Genomic DNA, 22973 nt, shown 5'->3' with positions numbered 1-22973 from the left:
GCATGAACAAGTGGACCGAAAAATCGAAATTGGTAGCAGCCTGTCTGTTGGGAGGCACGGTGCTGCTAGCAGCCTGCTCGAACGGGGGCCAGGAGCCAAGCGGAGGGACCTCATCGGAGAGCGCTTCGACTAGCAAGCCGAAGATTACCGTATCCATCTATGATCGCGGTAATGTGCCCCAGGAGATGGGGACAATCGACAACAACCGCTGGACCCAGTGGCTTAACGAGCATGGCACGGTGGAAGCGCAATATGTGCCAATCCCGCGCGGCGAATCGGTGCAGAAGCTGAATCTGCTGTTTGCCTCGGGCGATGCCCCGGATGTCGTCACCGACTTCGCTACCAGCTTCCGCAACCAGCTGTATCAGCAGAAGCAGATCCTGGCGATAGACGACCTCATCGAAGAGCATAGCGTCCACTACAAGCAGCTGCTGGAGAAATATCCGGAGCTCAGAAAAGCGGCCACAAAGCCGGACGGCAGCATGTACGAATTCGGCCGTGTTCAGCAGCTGGTCGGCTTCCAGGCGCTGTTCATTCGCAAAGATTGGCTGGATAAGCTAAACCTGGAGGTGCCGGAGACGGTTGATGAGCTGTTCGAGGTCGCCAAGGCATTCGCAGAGCAGGACCCCGACGGCAACGGTCAGAGGGATACCTTCGGCATCGCACTGAGCGGCGAGACAGGGGCTGTAATTAATACCATGTTCCGAGACGTGGATTGGGTGCTGGAGGACGGCAAGCTGGTCCGCGGTTGGGAACAGCAGAACAAAGCCAGCGAGTTTAAGAAAAAGTTGTACGACGCGGGTCTGGTCGACAAGGATTTCCTTGCCGACAATAACGGTCAGAAGGCACAGCAGGACTGGAACAGCGGCAAGATCGGCATTTTCGTCGGCCGTACAGTCGATCCCGTCAACGTCTCTCAGTATTATGAATCATTGAAGCATAATGCCCCTGACGCCGAGGTAATCGCCATCAAGCTGCCAAGCTCGGAGTATGGCCGTTTTGCCGCGGGGGTGAACAATCCGGTGCAGATGACGACGGTCATCAACAGACAGGCCAAAAACCCGGAAGCCGCGATGCAATACATCGACTTCATGGCGTCGAAGGAAGCTGGCGAGATGCTGCGCTACGGCGCGGACGGTACTGATTCGGTGAAAGGTGAGAACGGCTGTCCGAGACCGAAGGATGCCGCGCAGTTCAGCAAGGAAGTTTCATGGAACCTTGATTTCCAGCTCCTGATGTCCCAGATCGAGCTGGAGCCATGCGCTGGTATCCTGAGCCAGCTTGACCCAGAGAAGCCGTTGGAGGCAGAGTTCCTGGAGCTGGTGAAGCAGAATAATGAAGCCAATCTCGGTGCCGACGTCGAGTATGCCTCGATTACGCATGGCGAGCATATGCCGACCCTGCCGGACGACTTGGGCGTGGTCCAGACCAACGTCTCCAAGATCGATGATATCTACAACAAAGCCATCGTCGGTGGCACGTCCTTCACAGTTGAGCAGGCCTACGCAGAAGCACAGGATCTGTGGAATCGTTCCGGCGGCGAGCAGTTGGAGACATTCTATGCGCAGTGGTACGAAGAGAACAAGGACACGGCGTTCCTGGCGAAGGACATGTGGAAGTTTGTGAAGGAGTGAGGAGGAACGAAAGAATGAACATGATGTATACGGATACCGACCGTGGACGGCCGATGGCCAAGGACCCGGCGGTAGTGAAGCACCAGGGTAGGTACTATATGTATTACTCGGTACCCCCTCATCTCCAGCCCGAACAGGCGGCAACCGGCTGGGGCATCGGAATCGCGGTCAGCGACGATCTCACGACGTGGCACAAGGTGGGAGAGGTGCCGCAGGAGCAAGATTGTGAGCGCAACGGAATATGCGCGCCCGGCGTCATATTGTTGGATGGCCGTGTCCACCTGTTCTACCAGACCTACGGCAACGGACCGAAGGACGCGATCTGCCATGCGGTATCGGAGGATGCACTGTCATTTCGCAAAAACGCATCCAATCCCGTCTTCCGGCCGACAGGCGGGTGGAACAACGGACGCGCCATCGATGCCGATGTGATTGCGTATGATGATCAGCTGTGGATGTATTTCGCCACACGTGACCCGCAGGGCGAGGTCCAGATGCAGGGTGTAGCTACCGCGCCGCTGGCGTCCGACTTCGGTCAGGAAGCTTGGACGCAGAGGTGTGAGGATTCCATCCTGAAGCCAGAGCTGCCTTGGGAAGAGCAGTGTATCGAAGCCGCGGCGCTCGTAGAGCGGGAGGGAAGATTGTATATGTTCTATGCGGGCGCCTACAACAACCGGCCTCAGCAGATCGGCTGTGCCGTGAGCGAGGATGGAATCTCGTGGACGCGGCTTTTCCAAGAACCCTTCCTGCGGAATGGGGAGCCTGGCAGCTGGAACGCCAGCGAATCCGGCCATCCGTTCCTGTTTCGGGACGAAGACGACCGGACGTATCTTTTCTACCAAGGCAATAATGACTTGGGCAAGAGCTGGTACTTGTCCATGCAGGAAATTGGCTGGCGAGAGGGCTTGCCTTATCTCATGATTACTGACTACCTAGCATGACCGTAAAAAAGAGACCTTCCTGCGCGTTTCGTACAGGAGGGTCTTTTTGGGCTTGGAACTAGAGCCGTGAATGCTAACGTCTCCGGAATGCTCCGCCGCGAGCCAAGGCGAAGAAGATCAGCAAGGCAATGATAGAGCCTACGATTGCCGGGATAATATGAAAGCCCCCGATGACCGGCCCCCTGGGCCCCAGCAGCTCCGTACCCAGCCACGAACCAATAAAGCCAACAATAATATTGCCCAGCACGCCTCCCGGAACATCCCGGCCAATCAAATTTCCACTTAACCAGCCAATCACACCGCCAACAATGATTACCCAGATCAGATACATTGAGTTGTCCCCTTTCGGTGGGTCTCTTTCAAGGTATGTTGGGATAAGCAGGAATTGAACTTGGTTTACAAAAAAAGATTATTTGTCTCAGACGCAATGCTTCGTTTCGTCATTTGGAGAAGTTATGCTATGATGAAATTTACCAACAACAATTGAGGAGTGGTATTCTGCGAAAAAAACAACCGATGTCATTTGACGATCTGCTAAAGGATCTGCAAGGACAGAAAACAATCGAAGACGATCCCAATCAGCCTTCTTTGGAGAAGCTTTTTCATTCAGCCTTCATGAAAAAGTACTCCAAGTTCAACAGCTTCCAGGAGTTTCAGGAAAAAGGCAACTTTCAGGCTGATACGCTGCAAGACATCGACAAAATATCCGGTGAGCTGTTCGATCGGCATATTGACCGAGAAACGGATTTTCCGGATTGGAAAACCATGCTGGAAACAGCGAACAAGGAGTTCGAGAAAGAGAAATAGACGGCCAATCGGTCAGGGCGACTGCGACTCTTATGTCAGCCCAATCATGAAAAAGCACTGCCAACCATTCGGCAGTGCTTTTTGCTGTGTGCACCGCATGCTTAAGGAGAAACAGCTGTGTTTTTCAGTTCTTGTAGAGTAGCCCATGATATACATAATTATAATTTTCCATAATCTGTAGATAGCCTATCCAAGGGGGATCGAAGCAACTGTAGAAACACCAAATCAATCGTAAAAAGGAATGATCTGAAATGCAAAGCTACACAAGTCAATTGAAGAGAGTAGGAATCGTTTTCCTGGCTTTTCTTCTTATTTTCACAGGAACGGGAGTGAACTTAGGCACACTGGTCAGTCACGCGGCTTCCTCAGATGTTTATGTAGCCAGCAATGGTGATGACGACGCAGGCGAGGGAACCCGAGAGAATCCTTATGCTTCATTGCAAAAAGCTTATCAAGAGGTTAATGACGAGGGAACGATTTATGTCCTGGACAATATTACATTGCTGCGTGTCGGCGGACAGTTTGTCAGGTTTGAATTGGACAAGGTGGTTACGATCTCAACGGCTCCTGCAGTTGAGAATCCCGCTGTGATTCAACGTGGCGAGATAGGCACTAGTTCAGGCGGGACGCTTTTTGACTTAACCAGTGGTCGTCTTACTTTGAAGGATATTATTATTGACGGCAGTTTTGGGCAAGGTCCATCCAATGGGCGAATCATTAATGTCAATACAAATGCAGCTTTGACCATTGAAGAAGGGACGATTTTGCGTAACAATTTTTCCGCCTACGAGGGAAGTGCAATCTTTTTAATGGGCGCTAATCCAGTCTTGGAAATGACGGGTGGGGAAATCGTCGGCAATAGGCATGCCAGTACAGGTGCAGTCTATATCGGTGGAGCTAATGCAACCTTTAGGATGACTGGCGGGACGATTACTGGAAATAGTGGGGGCGGCGTACATGTCGCACAGGGCTATTTCCACCTTTCCGGTGATCCCGTCATTACGGATAATACGTCAGGAGCTTCGCCACGAAATGTTTTTTTGACCGGCTCAAACCTTCTTAGGCTGAGCGGAGATTTTACGGGACAAGCGGGGATTACGGCGCAGAGTCGGATGACTGCAGGAAGCCAGTTTGGAATCGCAAATCCAGATTTAATACCTGTAACCGGATTGGACAATCTGTTTCCCGATACCGGTACCCTGGTTGCAGGGTATGCTGAAGGAACCTCAAATTTGGTATGGCGCGAAGTCGTAGCCGTGGACAAAACACAGCTGCAAGCAAAAGTGAATGAGATCCATGATGAAGCTCTGGTCCCATCGACGTACACGGAAGAGAGCTGGCAAACGTTGCAAGATGCGCTGGATGCAGCACAAGCCGTATTGGACAGTGACAATGTTACTCAGGTTGAAATCGATCAAGCTCTTTCCCAGGTGGAAGCCGCACGAGATCATCTGACAGCCATTGTGACTCCACCTGCATCCCCAGGCGGAGTGTTGGACGGATTACTTTCCTGGGTTGATGTGGGGAGAAGTGCGGAGATTGTAAATGGTAATGTCACGCTTTTGAATGATTTGGCTGTTAATGAGCAGTGGGCACGTCATAGCACCAATGCTAGCATTCCATACACGGCTGCCGCGGTGAATTATAACCCGGGGATTACAATTACTGCCGCATCTGCTTACTTCATCAAGCCAACAATAGGCTCGACCGCGGATACCGAGCGTGAGGTCTTTTCTGTTCAGGCTAGTGACAGTTACGGAGGTTTTCCTTGGGATCTCGGTGGTACGGGGCCCGCGACTTCGGTTTACGGACTGGATCAAGGTGGAAAGATTCGTACGTATTTTGGCTCAAACATAAACAAAACAGTTGATGTTCAGGGTGTTGAACTGAAGAAATCCCGCGTGATGAATATCTGGAGTTCTCAGAGCGAGGGATGGTCCTTTTCTTTGGACGGCAAGACATTACTAGAAGAGGCTAACAATCAGAACACCGTCCATTTCGGATATGCTGCAGGCAGGGCGTACATTGGCGCAGGACACAATAGCCGATTTAATGGATCGGTATCGGAAGTCATCGTGTTCGACAGAAAATTGAATGAACATGATCGTCTTAGAGTCAACAGCTACCTTGCCTTGAAATATGGCCTGACTCTGCCCACCGATTACATAGACAGCAGCAGCGTCGCCATGTGGACACAAGGTGACAGCAGCGACCATAGTAATCGCATTGCAGGCGTCGGGCGTGATGATTTAAGCGGCCTATACCAAAAACAATCGAGGTCTCAGGAAGTAGGAGCCCACGTCACGATTGCATTGGGGCATTCAGTGGCAGCGTCTAATGAAGCCAATCTGAGCGCAATCAGCAATGACAGATCCTTTATCGTATTTGGCGATAACGGGATGAGCACAAGCTTTGTCGATTCGATCGATAGAGCAGATGAGCAACTGAAACGCACGGAACGCGTCTACAAAGTGAAGAAGACAAACTGGCAGGACATTAACCAGCTAACGGAATCGGATACAAAGATCACGTTGCAAATCGATCCCGTAGAAGGAGCAGTGGATGGGCCGCTGTATGTTGTATTCAGCTCGGACGACCAGTTTGATGCCACCGATTCGTTCTATTTGATTGAGGACGGTCAGGTTACGATCGATACCAAGGATTTTGGCAACGTGTCGTACTTCACGCTTGCGGCGTTGGTGCCGACGCTTGAGACGGCTGTACTGGAGCAACCCGAGACGGGCGGCCCTCGTATCGTGCTGACATTGGACCAAGAGATTGGCTTGTCCAATCTGAATGGCTTTACCATCACGATTAACGATACAGAAGTCGACATCAGTACAGTTAATTTTGAGGTTGATCCTGCTAATAAGGACCAATTGATTCTGAAGCAGCCAGTGGGAACTGTGGTGACCGATAACGAAGTGAAGGTCATTTATGATGGGACAGGTACATTGAAGGGGACAAACGGTGTTCCTGCGGCCCCATTTGAGCAGGTGGCAGCCGATGAATTTGCCTCCGCCTTGCAGATCATAGAGCCTAGCAGTCAGATTGTGAACGTCAGCAGGCCTGCGATAGAAGGGACATCCGTTCCAGAAGCAACTATCTCAATCGTAATCAGAGATGCCGAGGGCCATGTAGTAAATGGTGCCGGAGGTACGGTAGAGGCAGAGGAGGATGGGAGCTGGAGCTTCACGCCTCCTGTCGACTTGGCAGAGGGCTCGTATACGATAGAAGCCAAAGCTACCAAGGATGGCAAAACTGCCACCAAAACAAAAACGCTGACCGTTGTGAACAAAACGGCGTTGCAATCGGAAGTCGATGAGATCAACAACGATCTTGAAGAGACGGATTACACGCCTGATAGCTGGCAAGAGCTTGAGCAGGCGTTAAGCAACGCGCAGCAAGTGCTGGACAACAGTGAAGCTACACAGGAAGAAGTCGATCAGGCGCTGGAAGCGCTGGAGACCGCACGAAATGAGTTACAGCGCATCACTGTCCTACCAACACCAGTAGCGCAGCTCAGTGAAGAGGGCGTGCTGAGTTGGGAAGAAATCACCCATGCGGACACGTACGAAGTAACGATTGAAATCGAAGGCCAGGAGCCGCTGGTTGTTGTGGTAAACGAAGGAACGGAGCTGGACCTTTCGGGTTTGGAACCGCCACTGACACCGGGCACTTACAGCGTGAATGTCGTTGCGAAGTCGAGCAACCCGGCTTATACGGATTCGGAGCCATCCGAGGAAGTGACCTACGTGGTCTCAGTAGCTTTGCCAGCACCAGTAGCGCAGCTAGGCGAGAACGGTGCGCTGACTTGGGAAGAAGTTACTCATGCGGATACGTATGAAGTGACGATCGAAGTTGAAGGTGAAGAACCGCTCGTCATCGTTGTGAGCGAAGGAACGGAGCTGGACCTTTCGGGTTTGGAGCCACCACTGGCGCCAGGCACGTATAGCGTGACTGTGACTGCGAAGTCGAGCAACCCGGCATACACAGATTCGGACCCGTCCGAAGAAGTGACTTATGTGGTTGCTGTCCCTGTGGATAAAACTGCATTGCAGAACAAAGTGACCGAGATTAACGAAGCCCTGGCTGAGGAAATCTTAGTGGAAGAGCAATACACGGGAGAGAGCTGGCAAGCCCTCCAAAAGGCACTGTCAGATGCAGAAAACGTGTTGGCTGACCCAGACGCCTTGCAAGAAGAAGTAGACGCGGCGCTCGACGTGTTGGAGAACGCCAGAAAAGGTCTGGTTAAGTCCAAACAGGTCACCATCATACCATCGATTGGGGCACTGAGCCCGACAGCGAATGACGGTGTGTATACCATCACTGTGGGTCACAGTACGAGCCAGATTTCGTTTACTGTCACACCGGCCGACCCGGATGCACAGATTACAATTCACGGTCAAAATGTAGAGAACGGAGTGGCCAGCAGCCCAATCGCCTTGAATGTAGGCTTGAATGAGATTACGATCCTGGTCACAGGGCAGGACGAGATCACCAGAACTTACAAGATTCAAGTGACCCGGGAAGCTGCGCCAGAAACTCCGGTCATTATCCCAGTCATCCCAAGTCCTCCGTCCACAGTGGAGCGAATCACTGTAGACGTGGAAGCAAGAGGGAAAGGGGTGGTTGCGCAAACGGAGATTTTGCGGACAACCAACTCTGACGGTACCAAGAGTGATCAAGTGTCCTTTGGCGCGACCATTGCAGAGGAGTCTGTACGGAAGACGTTGGAGGCAGGAGCGACTACCGTGCGCATCGTCATCCCGGATGAAAAGGACGAAGTAAAGGAAGTGAGGGTCGATCTGACGGCGGCAGCGTTGGCAGTTGTTCAGCAATCGGGACTGGACCTGGAGATTTACACGGACAATGGTTTGATTACCATTCCGAATGCCTCACTGACCGGCCTGGACAACAACCTTTACTTCCATCTGATTCCGATCAAGCAGGAAAGTGAACGAAAACTGGTGGAACAACGGGCGAAGACAGAGGAGCTTGTTCGTGAACTGTTAAATGACGGCAATGTCTATGTGGTTGATCGTCCGTTTACGATTGAGACCAACATGCCAAGCCGTAAAGTCTACCTTACGCTGCCGATGAACGACAGCAACGTGCCGACAGGGACAGCGAATCGGGAAAGATTTTTATCCGATCTAGCGATCTTTATCGAACACAGCGATGGGGAACGGAAAGTGGTGACGCCAGAGATCGGAGGCTATGCGGAAGGTAAGCGGGGTCTGACGTTTGGTATCGAGAAGTTCAGCACCTTCACCATTCTGAATCTGGATAGTCATGCAGATGGCATGCACTCGGCGTATATCATCGGCTATCCCGACGGAACGTTCAAGCCCCTTCATGCTTTGACAAGAGCGCAAATCGCCGTGATTTTGCACCGTGTGCTGGAACTTGAAGGCGGGGACACAGAAATGTATCCCGACGTGTCATCCAGCCATTGGGCCAGCGAAGCAATCAGTTATGTCTCGAGTATCGGATTAATGGAAGGCATGCCGGATGGCAGCTTCCAGCCGGACAGGGACATTACGAGAGCAGAAATGGCCATCATCATCGCGCGTTTGAAGAATCTCAATGGAGAGGCCAGCCATTCCTTCAGTGATGTGGTAGCCGGACATTGGGCAGAACAAGACATTGCCAACGTACTCGAAGCAGGATTGATGGAGGGCATGCCGGACGGCAGCTTCCAGCCGAACAAAATATTGACCCGCGCTGAAGCGGTGACCGTATTTAACCGGGTGCTGGGAAGAGGTCCGTTATACGGTATGAACCAGTCGACTTGGCCAGATGTGCCAATGGATCACTGGGCGTTCCATCAGATTGAAGAAGCGTCCCAGGACCACTACTATCAACTGCGGCCGACCGGCGGGGAAGTTATTGTGAAATAGAGCTTATTTGAAAAGAGCATACAAATATCGCAACGAAAAAAAGGCGACGCAGAGGAATTCCTCTTGCGCCGCCTTTTTCACTTTTAGACTACCTCAAGTCTTGCCCTAGTCCCCCGACCAGTCCCGTCGCAGCGTGAACAGCTCGGTCAGTGCTTCAGTCGACAGCTCGGTAATCCAGCCCTCGGAGCTGGTGATGACATTGTCGCTGAGCTGCTGCTTGTTCTCCAGCATCTCGTCGATGCGCTCCTCCAGCGTGCCAAGGGAGATGAACTTGTGCACCTGGACGTCGCGCGTCTGGCCCATCCGGTAAGCACGGTCGGTGGCCTGGTTCTCGACGGCCGGGTTCCACCAGCGGTCGAAGTGGAAGACGTGGTTCGCTGCGGTCAGATTAAGCCCGACACCGCCCGCCTTGAGCGAGAGGATAAACACATTGGGCTGCTCTGCGGCCGGAAGCTCGCGGGACTGGAACTGCTCGACCATCCGGTCCCGCTGCAGCTTCGGCGTACTGCCGTTCAAGTACAGCACCGGCTCGTCCAGCTCGCGTTGCAGCACGTCCTGGATCATCTTGCCCATGCCGATGTATTGGGTGAAGATCAGACAACGCTCATCCGCCTCGCGCAGCTCCTTGACCATCGCGACCAGCCGCTCGAGCTTGGAGGAGCGGGCGGCGATGGCCTCTGGCGGAGGCGGACCTTCCTCTGGCTCCGCCCCCGGATCTTCATCCAGCAGCGCCGGATGGTCGCACGCTTGCTTGAGCCGCGTCAGGGCACCGAGAATGGCGCCTTTGCGCTGTATACCGTCCAGCTTCTTCACCCGATCCAGCAACTCCTTGACGGTCGTGTCGTATAGGGCGGCCTGCTCCGAGGTGAGCGGAACGTAGGTCTTCATCTCGTTCTTGTCCGGCAGGTCCAGCTGAATGGCAGGATCCTTCTTCTTGCGCCGCAGCAGAAATGGTTTGACGAGTCGCTGCAGCTCTGCCGTTCGCCGCGCATCCCGTTCGTTCTCAATAGGAGCAGCGAACCGGTTCTGGAATGCCTTGGCCGAGCCGAGGTAAGTGGGTACGATGAAATCGTAAATGGACCACAGCTCGGCCAACCGGTTCTCAATCGGCGTTCCGGTAAGCGCAATGCGATGAAGGGCAGGCAGGCTCTTGACCGCGATGGCCTGCTTGGTCTGGGCGTTCTTGATATTCTGTGCCTCATCCAGACAGACGGCTCCCCATTGGAACCCGGCCAACGTCTCCTGATCCAGCGAGGCAGTAGCAAATGAGGTCAGCATCACATCGACACTGCGGGCCTCGGCTTGAAACGCTGCGCCGCTCTTGCGCTTAGAGCCATAATGCATGGCTACACGAAGTGATGGAGCGAAGCGGGACAGCTCCTTCTGCCAGTTCCCTAGCACCGACGTGGGGCAGATGATCAGTGACGGGAGATGGGCTCCCTCATCCGCCGACTCCTTGACATGCAGCAGATAGGTTATTAACTGGACCGTCTTGCCGAGGCCCATATCGTCCGCCAGACAGGCCCCGAGTCCGAAGCGACGGAGAAAGGCCAGCCAGGAAAAGCCATCCCGCTGATAGCTGCGCAGCTCAGCGTGCAGGCCGGCCGGAGGCTCGAGCGACGGCCACTCACGCTGCTGGTTGATGCGGGCGATCAACCCGGTCAAGTGGGCATTCAGCTCGACTTCCAGCTGAACCCGGGTATCGGCCCCGGACGCCTCGGCGCTGTCGCCTGTCCCGCCAGCCGCCTCGCCCTCCATCTCGCCCTGCGATAGCAGATGCAGTTGCAGCACGTCCTGGAAGCTCAGCCCCTCATTCTTGTCCATGCCTTCCATCATGCGGCGAATCTGGGCGATCAGCGCCGGATCCAGCGCGATCCAGCGGTCCCGGAATTTCACCAGACGCTCCCCTCGTGCGACCAGCGCATCGAATTCCTCTTCGTTCAGATCGGCATCGCCGATGGAGATGCGCCAGTTGAAGCTCAGGATGGCGTCTAGCCCAAATAACGACTTGCCGCCGCCACCACCGCGCTTCTTGGACTCCTCTTCGGATTGCACCGCCGCCCGCAGGCGCGGCTTCTTGCGGCTGGCGGCCTCCCACCAAGCGGGCAGCAATACCTGCCAGCCGGCTTCGAGCAACTGGCGGCTGTCCGTGTTCAGAAAACGCCAGGCCGCCGCGTCGTCCAGCGGCGCAGCCAGCACATCCTCGCCGCGCCACAGCCGCTCGGGGGGCAGAGAGGCCCGCAGCCGGTCCAGCCAACCCGCCGAACGGCTGCGGATCGGCTCCGCCCATGCGTCAGGCCATTTCCCTGTCGCTTCCCCGTTGCCGCTGAGCTTCACCCGGCGGAGCTTGGCCGGATCGCTCTTGTCCTGCAGCACGAGCCGCAGCCACCAGCGGGAGCGCTCGTCTCCCTCCCACGGCTCGATGAGCTGCAGCAGGGGTCGGAACGGGGCGACGTCTGCCTTCCAGCCAATCTGCACGAGCCAGGTCTCGCTGTCCAGTCCGGCCGTCGCCGCTACTACATTCTGGCGTGCGAACAGGGCAGGGAATTCCTGACGTAGCTCGGCCTCGTCCGCCTCGGTTCCGTAATAGCGGCTCGTAACCGCCGCCGAGAAGGCCGCCTTCAGTCCGGCGAGCGCCTCCTCGCTCCAGCCGCTGCCCGCTGAGTCTGTAGGGCTGAGACCAGCCTGCCGCCAGGCCGCCTTCATCGCTGCCGCCTCCCAGCTCCAGCGCAGGGAGCCGCTGCGGTAAGCCGTCAGGTCGGGCACATACTGTCGCTTCTCTAGCAACTCCTCCAGCAGTGGTGCCAAGGGCTGGAGCTGCGCAGCATCGCCTTCCCACGTCCACTGAATATGGGCCAGCAGCAGCCCTTGGGCGAAGAAGGGAATGACGTCCTCGGCAGGCAGCACCACGGCCTCCAGCTCCCCAACCTGATGGACCTCCAATTCGGTACCGTAGAAGGACGGCTCGTGCCACGCAAACAAGCGATGCTTCAGCTGCAGTCCCGTCGACTCCCGCTGGGTATCCGGGTCTGCGAAGAACAGCGCATCGCCATGCGACGTGAGCATCATGCGGACGGCGAGCGTCTCCAGGTGATTGTGGGATGTCGTCATGGGATCAGCTTTCCTTTCCTTAACTCTTCCTGGAGGGCGCGCAGCCGGCTGTGCCGGCGGGCGAACGTCTCGATGTATGCTGCCCACCGCTCCTCACGCTTCAGTTTCTTGTACAGCTTGGCCAGTCGTTTGAGCAGCTTTACGGCCCGTTTGTACCCGTTGCGGTTTTTGAGCAGCACGTACTTCTCTGCACCCTGATGATAAAAAGGCAGCAGCGCCTCGGGCGCCTCTTTGTCGATGGGCTGCAGGTCCTTGACACGAAAGTCTAGCGGGTCGCTGCCGACACTGAGCTGATAATCCACCCACTGCCGCCAGCGGCGGTAGTGCAGCAGCTTCTCCTCATACAGACTACGGGAGTAGGGGAGCTGGCTCTTAATGCCATGCCACATGCGATCCTCTGCCTCCGGCACGCGCTCCACGACAGCGTCCCAATAGCGCCCGTACTTCTCCAGGGTACCGGGGCGACGCCCAATCCGCTCAGTCGCGCATTCGCTCAGCCAGGCTTCCAGCCGATGCCATTCGCCGGCTTCTTCCAGCACGCTTAAGAAGCGGAACACGTGTCCAGGCTGGAGCTGATGACGCTCTGCTATCTCGAGCAGCTGCCATGCCTTGCGGTCTTCCACGAGCCAGAGCTGCATCCAGGCACGGGCGACGAGGAGGAAGAGCTTGTGCGTCTTGCGGGGCCCGTGACCATACGTTGAGCCGGTTAGGGAGGTCGAATCTGCCTTCTCTGCCGCCAGGACCGTCTCCTCAGCCTCATTCAGTCGCGCAAGTTCTTCTTCGAAGATACGATTGCCGTCCGCCTTGGGGGCAATCATCTGAATCCACAGTTCAACATAGATGTCTAGAAAGGCAGTGGGTGACCAATGATGAGTGACAGCTGTTTCCCGAATGTACGTGGTGGTCTCCAAGAGCCGGTCCCACTGTCTGGCTGCAATATCCAGCGTTGAGCCGTGCACCAGGTGATTTGCAACTTCCTGGATTGTCTCGGAGGCTGCAATCTGAGCAGCGTAACTTGAGTGACCGCTGGTTGACTGCTTGCGGAGCAGGAACAGGTGGATGTTCAGGTCGAACAGCCAGTCTGCTTCGGCTGTCAGCTCCGGCAGGGCTTCGCGCACCAAGGCGCGTACCTCGTTTCCATATTCTTGCTGGTAAGGGGTGCTTCGCACGTGCTGGGCATGCTCAGCGATCCATTCCTGCCACTGGGCGATGCTGAGCTCCGCCAGGCGACCGGGTTTGATTTTCGTCATGAGGAGGGCATTCCTTTCTTGAGCCTGTTTTACCTTGACCGCTCTTGAATCCGTATCTTCATTATACATATGGACAACGCAAAAATGGAGGATAACCCCGAAGAAGGCTGGAATAAGCCATCTTGGAGTAACCCTCCATTTGAACAAATTAACTATTCATTGATAAAGTTGAGCTGGAGAAGCATTTGTTTTAACGAGACGGTTGCATGGGCTCGTGTCACAGGCAATGTGGGTTCGAATTTGCCGTCAATACCGGTATTCATAATTCCCAGGTCAAGCATTCTCTTAATATCGAGGGCGGACCATTGAGGGAAAGCGGCTGAATCCGATGGTGTCCCGGAGCCAGCGTTCTGCTGAACATTGCTGATTGCTACACCAGAATTTCCAGCATATTGAATGGCTCTATTAATCATGACGGCCATCTCTTGGCGGGTGATAATTCCGTTCGGGTTGAATCTTCCCTCTGTATCTCCCTTGATTAAGCCAGCTTGAGCAGCCGTGCTGGCCGTCAGGGCGTACCAGGCATCCGGCTTGACATCTATGAATTTCATCGCGCTGGCTTGCGATGTCGCTAATCCGAGTGAGCGCACAAGCAAGGTTGCGAACTCTGCTCTAGTTACCGTGCGATCCGGTGCAAAAGTCTTGTCCGTGATTCCGAGGACCACCTTCTTGGCAGCCAAAACTTCAATGTCATGCTTCGCCCAATGGCCTTCCAGATCGGTGAAGGTTTTCGAGGAACTGGCCACGGTATAGATGCTATTATGCGGAGTCTTGACCGCAACGGTTGCCTGATCTCCCTCTTTGCTCACAAAAGCAGGTACGAAACGAGAGGATCCCGTCTTTGGATCGTAGAGCAGAGCCGTTAGCGTACGAGCACTTGCTTCTGTTGTGAGAAGGAAGGTGCGGGTAAGATACAGGCCATTAAAATCATTCAACGGCATGGATTTCCCCTGCGCGTCCAACGTAATTGTAAAGTTGTAGGCATCTGTCAGTGATTGCAAGCCTTCCTTGGCTAACTGCTCTTTGATCTGGTTATTAAGAGAGCTACTTGTTCGTGATATTGCAATCGAAAGCTTAATGATGTCTAGATCTATATTGCTTCCCCATGCTTCTTTCAAGCTGCTGGCAGTAATCGCTTGGACGGGAAGATCGTAAGTCACTTCATCGGCTTGAATGGAGAGTACGGCCGCCGAGTCCATCTGATTCCCTTGCAAAAAGACACTTGCAGGAATTTGAATCGTTGCTCCGTAGTCAAGCTTCCCAATCGACATGATGAGAGTTGGAATAACGGCGCTCTCCTGTTCCTCTCGTTGTGCTTCTGCACCTGCCTGTGCATCGATTAGCGATTGCTTGAGCTTCTCAGGGTCGGGTATGAACAAATGTGTTGTATTGCCCGATGAATCGACGAGTTTGCTCGCATTCATCGCTTCCTCGGGTAGTATAATGGTTGGTTCAACCTTGGAAGCAGGAGGAGGCGTAACACCCCCGCCACCCCCGGCAGGAGGAGGAGAAGGTGGAGTCCCGCCACCACCCCCGCCACCCCCAGCAGGAGGAGGCGAAGGCGGAGTCACGCCGCCTCCTGCAGGTGGAGGAGTACTACCGCCACCCGGATTAATAGGGCAGGCGTTTATAGCCACATGGGCATACGCCGCTGCAAGAGATGGAGTGTCCAATGCGGAGACACTTTCTTGCTGCAGGGAGTATGGCAGTACGGTTGTACCGCCATTACGAGAGTAGGCGACCAAGATTTCATCCGGCTGATTGCCCGGCATGATGGCTGCAGCAGTCGCCGGCAATGCAATTTGTCTTTCAAGCAAGAAGCTTGAAGAATAATTGTAGATGCTCAGCGTTGTTCCGCTCAAGGTATAGAACTGACTAAGGTCAGGAGAGAACACGATGCTGCTGAACGGCGCTATCGTGTCAACAAAGCGCATGTTGTTTTCTCTCGTGAGCGAGCTTGTAAAGATGGTCCCTGCTCCATTGAAGAGAAACTGATGGTCTGGGGATATCCGCAGATAGGTGGACATTGGATAGTCTCCGTGATAAGGAGAATCATAACCACGCACATCCGGTGGCAGAAATTGACCGGTATAATTTACGTTATAGGCATGAATGTCTCTTGGAGATACATCTGTATTAATAGAATGAATAAGATCAGGTCGATATTGCAAATAGGACCTTTGACGAATACTGGATTTACCAATCAGCGAATAGTCGGCGGGGGAGTAAGAATGAATCTCCGTATGCTGACCGGAGCCGGAGGATACATAAATAACGCCAGCTTCATTTACAACTAAATCGAACGGGTCGATGGAAATATTGAACTGTACGATCGTCTCCAGTGAGTGTTCGTTCAGGATCGCGATACTGCCTGTCTGGTCTTCTTTCCACCAAGTATAACTATGTGGTCGATCAACTAAAGCGACATACAATTTTCCGCCAGCGGTATAAATCCTTTCCACTTCGCGATCCAAAGTTGTGGTGCTCGTATCACCTGTATCCATATTGGCCATGGCGACCCTGCGACTATTATTGTAAATGGTATAGATAATCGGTTCTGTCGGATGCTTAATCATTTGTTTCACAGTACCGTTGAAGTGGGCCCACCCTTCGCCTGCTGACGAAGACGAGCTGCTCGTACGATTAATAACGGATACCTTACTGAAAGAAGGCAAGACATTCCCGCTCTGATCAGTGACTTTGACAATATGAGAATAATGCGTATAAGAAACTTGCACGTCATCGGTCTCAGAGATTTGCTGTCTCAATGTTAACATGATCCTTCGCCCTGCTGACGAAATCTCAGAGAAAGGGGAAGTGATCTCCTTACCGTTCACATGCAATTGAAACGTGTCTCTAACTGCGCCATATCCCGACTTTATCGGCTCGTTAAAGGTCAATACGAGCTGATTGCCTTGAATTCTTGCCGTATTCAGAACGGGCGGTGTAGTATCGTCCGTCAGGAAGTAGCCTGTGGTGGAGTCTGGACGAACGCTGTTGCCGTTGCTCCCCTTCAGATTGGATACGGAGAGCTTATAGCCATTCTGCGATACAAGCGTAGAGGTCGTTAAGTACACGATGCTCGCATCTGTGCAGTCCACCTCTACCTTCGTAATCTGCGGGTTGGAATAACTGGAGATCAATGATTCCATCTTATAATTGGCGGCATTGCCGAGTGTAGAGAAGCTCATCGGCTGGTCGAATACAACGGCGACAACGGTGCTTCCCAGTGCAACAGCTCCCAGTACTTTAGGGCTCCTTGAATCCTTGATCGCTGTTACGGTCCACTGCTGGGCAGTTCCATCTTCTGCAGTAACGGTGTATAGCACTGGCTGTCTTAGGTTGACCGTTGTTCCGCTTGCCGGGGAAATGCTGGCTCCTTCAGAGAGTTCAATGGAAGGTTGAATAGCAGATAAGTTATCTGTCTCTTCCACATACAAAGTAACTTTATGCTGAACAGCATCAATAATGGCAGATCCCGTTAATATGTCTGCTTGGAGGTCAATAATGTCATTATTAGCAGCAGGATTAAGTATTGAGCCTTGAACCAGCCATGTCTGAGATTGTCCATTGTTGGAGGTGACTGTATAGGTCACAGGTTTTGTAAAATCTTGAACTATATCTCCACCAGGGGTTATAGTCGCGCCTGGTGAAATTCCGATTTGAGGAACTAACGCCGTCAAATCTGTTCCGTATTTCACACGAAAGGTAACGGTATGTGCCAGGGTATTAATCTCAGCGTGCCCGTCCATTCCAGAAACATGGAAGGAGATAATATTGTTCTCATTATTTGTATAGGGGAGTCCGACTGTTGCCCAAGCGTCCTTAACGATCGCAATGATGTCATTGCGTTGGTTCTCGGCTAGGTTCAAGTCGCCAGCAGCCAATACGAATGCATCACGCCCTGCCTCGAAGTCGGAGGTAGGCGTGAGATAGGAAGTTAGGGCACCATAGGTGATATGGCCAAGCAAAGCCCGACCTTGTCCTTGTAAATCAGGCCGTGCATCGATTCCTTTGGCAATCAAGTAGGCAGCATGATTCGGAATTCCGCTATTGGTATGAATGCCTCCGTTATCATGTGCACTATCTTCAGGGAGATGGACATAGTCGGACATGGAAGCGGGCTGGGGCGTTAAGCTTCGTTCAGGATTTGCGAGATCGCGAAGTACACCGTGCGCGCCGGTGATACCCGAATCTTCCCCGATGGCCCAGTCCTCCGCATCGAAAACAACAGCCATGATATCGGCTATCGATTCGTTAAGCGCACCGGATTGCCCGACGTATTCAAGATTAGCGGTATGTTCAATGACGCCATGTGTAAATTCATGCGCGATAATATCATTGGCGCAAGTCAAGCATTCGAATAGATCTTGGCCGTCTCCAAAGACCAGCTCGTAACCATTCCAGTAGGCATTATCAATCGCACCGACATTTACAACAGAAATAATGGACATCCCTTTGTCGTCCAGACTGTTGCGATTATAATTGCTGGCATAGAAGTCATACACTTGTCCGGCAAAGTAATGAGCATCCACCGCATCCGGATCGTTAAATCGGATCGTGTCGGACTCGATCGGGAAGAAAGGGTTAGTAGCGTCATAGGTTTCAATTACGCCAACTTCTCTACCATATTCAATGCGGTACATGTCTTTTGTTTTGTCAGATAAATAAAAGCGATTCTCAGCTTCTTTGGTAACTGAAAGGGCTCTTGTGACACCGTAGTAACCAGCGCTGTTGCTTGTTTCTACTCCAGCAGGCAGGGCCCGTGCAATGCGGTCAAACTTCTTCAGTACTTCCCCCGTGTGTGCATTCACGAAGCCAACCCACCGACCGTCCACCGGTTGGGAGTATGTAAGTTCTACGCGATAGGCAAGAAAATAGGTATCATTGAAAGGATAGATGAGGAGCTCTGCTTGGGGCTCAGTCTTTCTGAGGATGTCGTCTGAAGCGTCAAAAGTGATCGTATACCCTTGCTCTTGTTCAATAGCAGCCTGCAGATAATTGATCGCATGGCTCTCCACAATGGTTGGCTGGGTATTCAATACTATATTTTCAATTTCAGTCGAAGAATCATTTGTAATCGCATAAATCTTCTTGTCCGTTCCTATATGTGCTGTGATGTACATGCCGTATACAGGTATTCCATTGTAATGCTGCTGTAACCGATAGTGCTGCTTGCCTTGTGAGTCACTGTTTCGATCGACGATTTGAAGCGTGCTTTGAGCTTGTGAACGTCGGAAGGAGTTCTGATTTCCAGATAAATAGTTGATGAGATCGGAGTCGGAATGAATTTCACCCGAAAGCTCACCTTGCAGCATACGTGACCCCATGCTAGCATCCATATTGAGGCTTTCTGCAAGTAACCATGGGTCAGAGGTTGTCATCCCACTGGCTGTTACAACAGGTGCTGACTGAAAAAACATAGTTAAAATGAGAGAAAAAGAAAGAGTGAGCGAGAGAAGAGACTTAGAACGCAATAGCGACACTAATGATAGACCCCCTTGACGAAATGGCTTTAACAATATAGGTAATTTTTCCTACAATTTAATATAATATAGTTTCTAAATCTAAACAATACCTATTAAGTGAATGATAGAGTTCCTCAACTCCCCAGGATTATTGAAGACTGAACCTGGACATCTACATGCCTTGTGTGAACATACGTTAGTTATCATAGGGAAGGTTGTCGAGAGGTTCTCGGCAGCCTTTTTCATATTACATAATGTAATATATAATTGACATTTAGTCGGGTGGAGTGATATATTGTTCTGGAAGGAGCTGGGGCGTCTTGAAAAATAAAAAAATGAAGATTGCCAGGATAGAAGCTGAAGTATCGCAGGAGCGACTAGCCGAGATCGTAGGTGTCACAAGGCAAACCATTAATTTAATTGAATCAGGCAGCTACAATCCAAGCCTTAAATTATGTACTGAAATCTGCAAGGCACTGAATAAAACATTGAATGATTTATTTTGGGAGGAATGAGCATGCGTGGTGAAAAGTCAGTTCAAGAGGCTAAAATGGTTATGATTGTATCGCTGATTGTCAGTTTCGTCATTTTGACCTTTGGTCTTGTAACCAATCAATGGGATCTCGTTGTATTCTCGGAAAACAAAGCCTTTTTCGCCTTGTCCCTTTTACCGTTAAGTCTGGCCCTTGTCTCTTACTTGAAGCTATCGCGGATCAAGAAATCTCCTCAGAAGATGCGGGCAACCCTTATTAGAGAGAGTGACGAAAGGCTTGTCGCATTAGGCAATGAAGCGGATGCCAGAACCTTTAAGATCCTACAGGGCGCCTTATTTCTGGCCTATTTCGGATACACGTTTATTTTCCCGCAGGACGTTTTTGCGTCAGCTGGCTGGTGGATTTTACTCATCCTTTTGTTGGGTTCGATGGTGGTCCAATCCTTCTTTCGGCATCGGACTTGTGGAAGCCATTCATAATCGCTACACTGTAACCTAGACGCGGGAGCGTCATAATCGTCAGTTGAAAAAAAGGGGTTTACGTATGAGTGAGCAAGGCTTCAAAGCGTATAAGCTGAGCGGAGACATTACCCGCTCGTTGGATAGTTTGGGCTATCGTCAGCCAACGGAGGTCCAACGCAAGGTGATTCCGTTTGCGCTGGAGCGCAAGGATATGACCGTCAAGTCCCACACGGGAAGCGGCAAGACGGCGGCATATGGCATTCCCATCTGCGAGCTGCTGGCATGGGATGAGAACCGGCCGCAGGCTCTGATCTTGACGCCGACTCGTGAATTGGCAGACCAGGTCACGCAGGACATTATGAATATTGGCAGATACAAACGGATCAAGGCCACTGCGTTGTATGGCAAGCAGCCGTTTCATAAGCAGAAGGTGCAGCTGCAGCAGCGGAACCACGTCATCGTAGGCACGCCAGGGCGGTTAATTGACCATATCGAGAAACAGACCATTGATTTGGAGAAGATCAAGTTTCTTGTGATCGATGAAGCGGATGAGATGCTCAACATGGGATTCATCGAGCATGTAGAGAAGATTATAAGCGAGCTGCCCCAGGATCGGATGACGATGCTGTTCTCGGCGACGTTGCCGAGGGACGTGGAGCAGTTATGCCATAAGTATATGCATCATCCCCTGGACATCGAGGTGAAGACGGAGGCCCAGACGACCAGCCAGATTGAGCATGCGATGTATGCGGTGCGGGACGATAACAAGCTGAAGCTACTCCGCGATGTCACGACCATTGAAAATCCGGATAGCTGCATTATTTTTTGCCGGACCCAGATTAGGGTCGAAGTCGTGTTCAAGGAATTGCACAGGCACGGCTATCCTTGTGGTCGGATTCATGGGGGCATGGAGCAGGACGATCGCACGAAGGTGATGAACGCGTTCAAACGAGGCGAGTTCCGTTATCTCATTGCGACGGATGTCGCCGCGCGAGGCATTGATATCGACAGCATCAGTCTGGTCTTGAACTATGATTTTCCGCAGGAGAAGGAAAGCTATGTCCATCGGACCGGACGCACGGGAAGAGCGGGACAATCGGGGAGAGCCCTCTCCTTCGCCACACCAACGGAGGACAAATTCGTTGCCAGCGCCCAGGGATACATCGGGTTCGACATTCCGACCAGAGAACATCCTTCCAAGGAGGCCGTTGCACAGCACCGTCCTGTTTTTGAGGCGAAGATGAATCATCGACGTGCTGTGAAGAAGGACCGGAGCTCCCGTGCGAGTCAGGAAGTGTTGAAGCTGTATTTTAACGGGGGCAAGAAAAAGAAGATCCGGGCCGTGGACTTCGTTGGCACGATTGCCAAGCTGGACGGGGTATCGGCGGATGACATCGGAATCATCACCATCGAGGAAAACGCCTCCTACGTGGATATCCTCAATGGCAAAGGCCCCCTTGTTCTGGGGAAAATGAAGGACACCACGATTAAAGGCAAGCTGCTGAAAGTCCATGAAGCGAACCGGAAATAAAGCGAACCGAAAATAACAAAAATGCCTCTCATCACGTGTCATCCGTGGGTGAGAGGCATTTTATATATCGGCCTATCTAGTATATGAGAGGTTGGTTGCGGGGGCAGGATTTGAACCTGCGGCCTTCGGGTTATGAGCCCGACGAGCTACCGGGCTGCTCCACCCCGCGATAGTGTTACTGAGCATAATCATCTTTATGCGATGATTAGGTGTATTATACTACAGGAGTTTGCGCCCGAATGCAAATGCTACAATTACAAGCACAACAAACACAGCACTAATAATCTTCGGTTCCTTGTACGGAAGGAACTTCATGCTGATGGCCAGCCACAGAAGGGCAGCGACGATCGTGAGGGTGATCGCTGGCCACCGCGTCAACAGGTGCGGCGCTTGAAGAACGAGAATCAGGCCGAACAATCCAAAAACAATTTGCCCCAAGGCGGCAGCCGTATTCATGCCATAATAGTATGTTGTCTCCACGCTTGGCGTACGTACGCCCCTCAAATGCTGCGATACCACATCCACCAGGAACAGCATGATCCCCGACAAAATAAGCCACCCATAGGCCACTATCCACCATATCATATTCTCACCCCCGCGCCATCGCACTTGACATGGTGTCCGAGAAATATTTCCCGGCAAACCGCAACAGCTTGGAGAAGCCGGGAACGACTCGCTTTTTGTTATGTGCCATTCCTTGAATGCCATGCTTAACGAGCGTATCCAGGCTCATGCTGGGGATGGGGCCGCCCTGCATGTCAGGTTGAAGGTTGGTACCTGCGACGAGGGGCGGCACGAGCTCCATGACGTGAATAGCGGGGTTGGTTTTGCGAAGCTGGACCCGCAGTGCATTGGTAAACATTTGCACGCCTGCCTTGGTAGCCGAGTAGACCGGATGGAGGGGGGACGAGACATAAGAGAGGCCGGAGGTTACCGTTACGATCATCGCTTCCGGCTGCCTGGCCAATTGCGGGAGCAGCGCTTCGGTCATCCAAATGGTTCCGTTCAGATTCGTATCGACCTCTGCAGTGGTCCACTCCAGATCGAGGGTGTCGTCCATTACATTAAACTCCCGCATAATGCCAGCCGAGTTGAACAGAATCGAGACCTCCGGGTGATGTTCCCGCAGATAGGTAGCCATGTCGCGAACGGAGGCCGCGTCCGAGACATCGCCTTGCAGCCCGATGAGCCGGGGATGATTGCGCACAACCTGGTCCAGAGTGGCCTGATTCCGTCCAATAACGATCACTTTATTCCCGAGTTGGAGCAAATGGAGGGCAAAGGCCAGACCGATACCGGACGTGCCGCCTGTAACAACAATGGTGCGATCATTAAGCTTCATAGGACATTCTCCTTTTTAGTTACACTTTTTA

13 protein-coding genes and 1 tRNA gene are annotated in these 22973 nt (G+C 52.6%); 7 read left to right on the top strand and 7 right to left on the bottom strand.

Going from position 1 to position 22973, the window contains the following annotated elements; genetic code table 11:
- The first annotated feature begins 2 nt into the window (after positions 1–2).
- Both F556_RS0113095 and F556_RS0113090 read left to right on the top strand, forming a co-directional pair.
- A complete protein-coding gene (locus F556_RS0113095) occupies positions 3–1634 on the top strand; it encodes an extracellular solute-binding protein (RefSeq protein WP_020617417.1) in 1632 nt (543 codons plus the stop codon).
- A 14-nt stretch (positions 1635–1648) separates the two neighbouring features.
- Complete coding sequence (locus F556_RS0113090) at positions 1649–2575, top strand: family 43 glycosylhydrolase (RefSeq protein ID WP_020617416.1); 927 nt, start codon at positions 1649–1651, stop codon at positions 2573–2575.
- A gap of 73 nt (positions 2576–2648) precedes the next feature.
- On the opposite strand, the gene F556_RS0113085 is transcribed toward F556_RS0113090, so the two are convergent.
- Positions 2649–2906 (bottom strand): GlsB/YeaQ/YmgE family stress response membrane protein, encoded by a 258-nt coding sequence (locus F556_RS0113085; RefSeq protein ID WP_020617415.1) that lies wholly within the window; start codon positions 2904–2906, stop codon positions 2649–2651.
- A 185-nt stretch (positions 2907–3091) separates the two neighbouring features.
- On the opposite strand from F556_RS0113085, the gene F556_RS0113080 reads away from it, so the two are divergent.
- Positions 3092–3382 (top strand): hypothetical protein, encoded by a 291-nt coding sequence (locus F556_RS0113080; RefSeq protein WP_020617414.1) that lies wholly within the window; start codon positions 3092–3094, stop codon positions 3380–3382.
- Between the two features lie 272 nt (positions 3383–3654).
- A complete protein-coding gene (locus F556_RS36265) occupies positions 3655–9285 on the top strand; it encodes a DUF8202 domain-containing protein (protein WP_211222580.1) in 5631 nt (1876 codons plus the stop codon).
- Between the two features lie 105 nt (positions 9286–9390).
- Here F556_RS36265 and F556_RS0113070 read toward each other — a convergent pair whose 3' ends face one another.
- The 3 genes from F556_RS0113070 to F556_RS0113060 all read right to left on the bottom strand — a co-directional run bounded on the left by F556_RS0113070 (position 9391) and on the right by F556_RS0113060 (position 19132).
- Positions 9391–12396, bottom strand: coding sequence for a DEAD/DEAH box helicase (locus F556_RS0113070; protein WP_020617412.1), 3006 nt, complete (start codon positions 12394–12396; stop codon positions 9391–9393).
- The gene (locus F556_RS0113065) at positions 12393–13646 is read right to left on the bottom strand and encodes a hypothetical protein (protein WP_020617411.1); all 1254 of its coding nucleotides are present in this window, start codon (positions 13644–13646) and stop codon (positions 12393–12395) included. Before F556_RS0113065 ends, F556_RS0113070 begins: the two co-directional genes overlap by 4 nt.
- 152 nt (positions 13647–13798) lie before the next feature.
- The gene (locus F556_RS0113060; RefSeq protein WP_083937978.1) at positions 13799–19132 is read right to left on the bottom strand and encodes a M4 family metallopeptidase; all 5334 of its coding nucleotides are present in this window, start codon (positions 19130–19132) and stop codon (positions 13799–13801) included.
- Positions 19133–19434: 302 nt separating this feature from the next.
- On the opposite strand from F556_RS0113060, the gene F556_RS0113055 reads away from it, so the two are divergent.
- From F556_RS0113055 to F556_RS0113045, 3 genes are all read left to right on the top strand, one after another.
- Complete coding sequence (locus F556_RS0113055; RefSeq protein WP_020617409.1) at positions 19435–19629, top strand: helix-turn-helix transcriptional regulator; 195 nt, start codon at positions 19435–19437, stop codon at positions 19627–19629.
- A gap of 2 nt (positions 19630–19631) precedes the next feature.
- The gene (locus F556_RS0113050) at positions 19632–20087 is read left to right on the top strand and encodes a hypothetical protein (protein WP_020617408.1); all 456 of its coding nucleotides are present in this window, start codon (positions 19632–19634) and stop codon (positions 20085–20087) included.
- Between the two features lie 64 nt (positions 20088–20151).
- Positions 20152–21600: a DEAD/DEAH box helicase gene (locus tag F556_RS0113045; RefSeq protein ID WP_020617407.1), complete on the top strand. Its 1449-nt coding sequence runs from the start codon at positions 20152–20154 to the stop codon at positions 21598–21600.
- Between the two features lie 92 nt (positions 21601–21692).
- On the opposite strand, the gene F556_RS0113040 is transcribed toward F556_RS0113045, so the two are convergent.
- The 3 genes from F556_RS0113040 to F556_RS0113030 form a co-directional block, all read right to left on the bottom strand.
- Positions 21693–21769, bottom strand: a tRNA-Met gene (locus F556_RS0113040).
- Between the two features lie 50 nt (positions 21770–21819).
- Positions 21820–22185, bottom strand: coding sequence for a hypothetical protein (locus F556_RS0113035; protein ID WP_020617406.1), 366 nt, complete (start codon positions 22183–22185; stop codon positions 21820–21822).
- 4 nt (positions 22186–22189) lie between these two features.
- Positions 22190–22942: an SDR family oxidoreductase gene (locus F556_RS0113030; RefSeq protein WP_020617405.1), complete on the bottom strand. Its 753-nt coding sequence runs from the start codon at positions 22940–22942 to the stop codon at positions 22190–22192.
- Positions 22943–22973: the final 31 nt, after the last annotated feature.

The sequence above is a fragment of the Paenibacillus daejeonensis DSM 15491 genome, assembly GCF_000378385.1.
In the GTDB taxonomy this organism is placed as follows: domain Bacteria; phylum Bacillota; class Bacilli; order Paenibacillales; family Paenibacillaceae; genus Paenibacillus_D; species Paenibacillus_D daejeonensis.
This window is presented reverse-complemented; position numbering and strand designations above follow the sequence as displayed.

Excerpts from the sequence above, each read along its gene's own strand:
- F556_RS0113095 (WP_020617417.1), top strand. The coding sequence starts at position 3 with ATGAACAAGTGGACCGAAAAATCGAAATTGGTAGCAGCCTGTCTGTTG.
- F556_RS0113090 (WP_020617416.1), top strand. The coding sequence starts at position 1,649 with ATGAACATGATGTATACGGATACCGACCGTGGACGGCCGATGGCCAAG.
- F556_RS0113085 (WP_020617415.1), bottom strand. The coding sequence starts at position 2,906 with ATGTATCTGATCTGGGTAATCATTGTTGGCGGTGTGATTGGCTGGTTA.
- F556_RS0113080 (WP_020617414.1), top strand. The coding sequence starts at position 3,092 with ATGTCATTTGACGATCTGCTAAAGGATCTGCAAGGACAGAAAACAATC.
- F556_RS0113070 (WP_020617412.1), bottom strand. The coding sequence starts at position 12,396 with ATGACGACATCCCACAATCACCTGGAGACGCTCGCCGTCCGCATGATG.
- F556_RS0113065 (WP_020617411.1), bottom strand. The coding sequence starts at position 13,646 with ATGACGAAAATCAAACCCGGTCGCCTGGCGGAGCTCAGCATCGCCCAG.
- F556_RS0113050 (WP_020617408.1), top strand. The coding sequence starts at position 19,632 with ATGCGTGGTGAAAAGTCAGTTCAAGAGGCTAAAATGGTTATGATTGTA.
- F556_RS0113045 (WP_020617407.1), top strand. The coding sequence starts at position 20,152 with ATGAGTGAGCAAGGCTTCAAAGCGTATAAGCTGAGCGGAGACATTACC.
- F556_RS0113035 (WP_020617406.1), bottom strand. The coding sequence starts at position 22,185 with ATGATATGGTGGATAGTGGCCTATGGGTGGCTTATTTTGTCGGGGATC.
- F556_RS0113030 (WP_020617405.1), bottom strand. The coding sequence starts at position 22,942 with ATGAAGCTTAATGATCGCACCATTGTTGTTACAGGCGGCACGTCCGGT.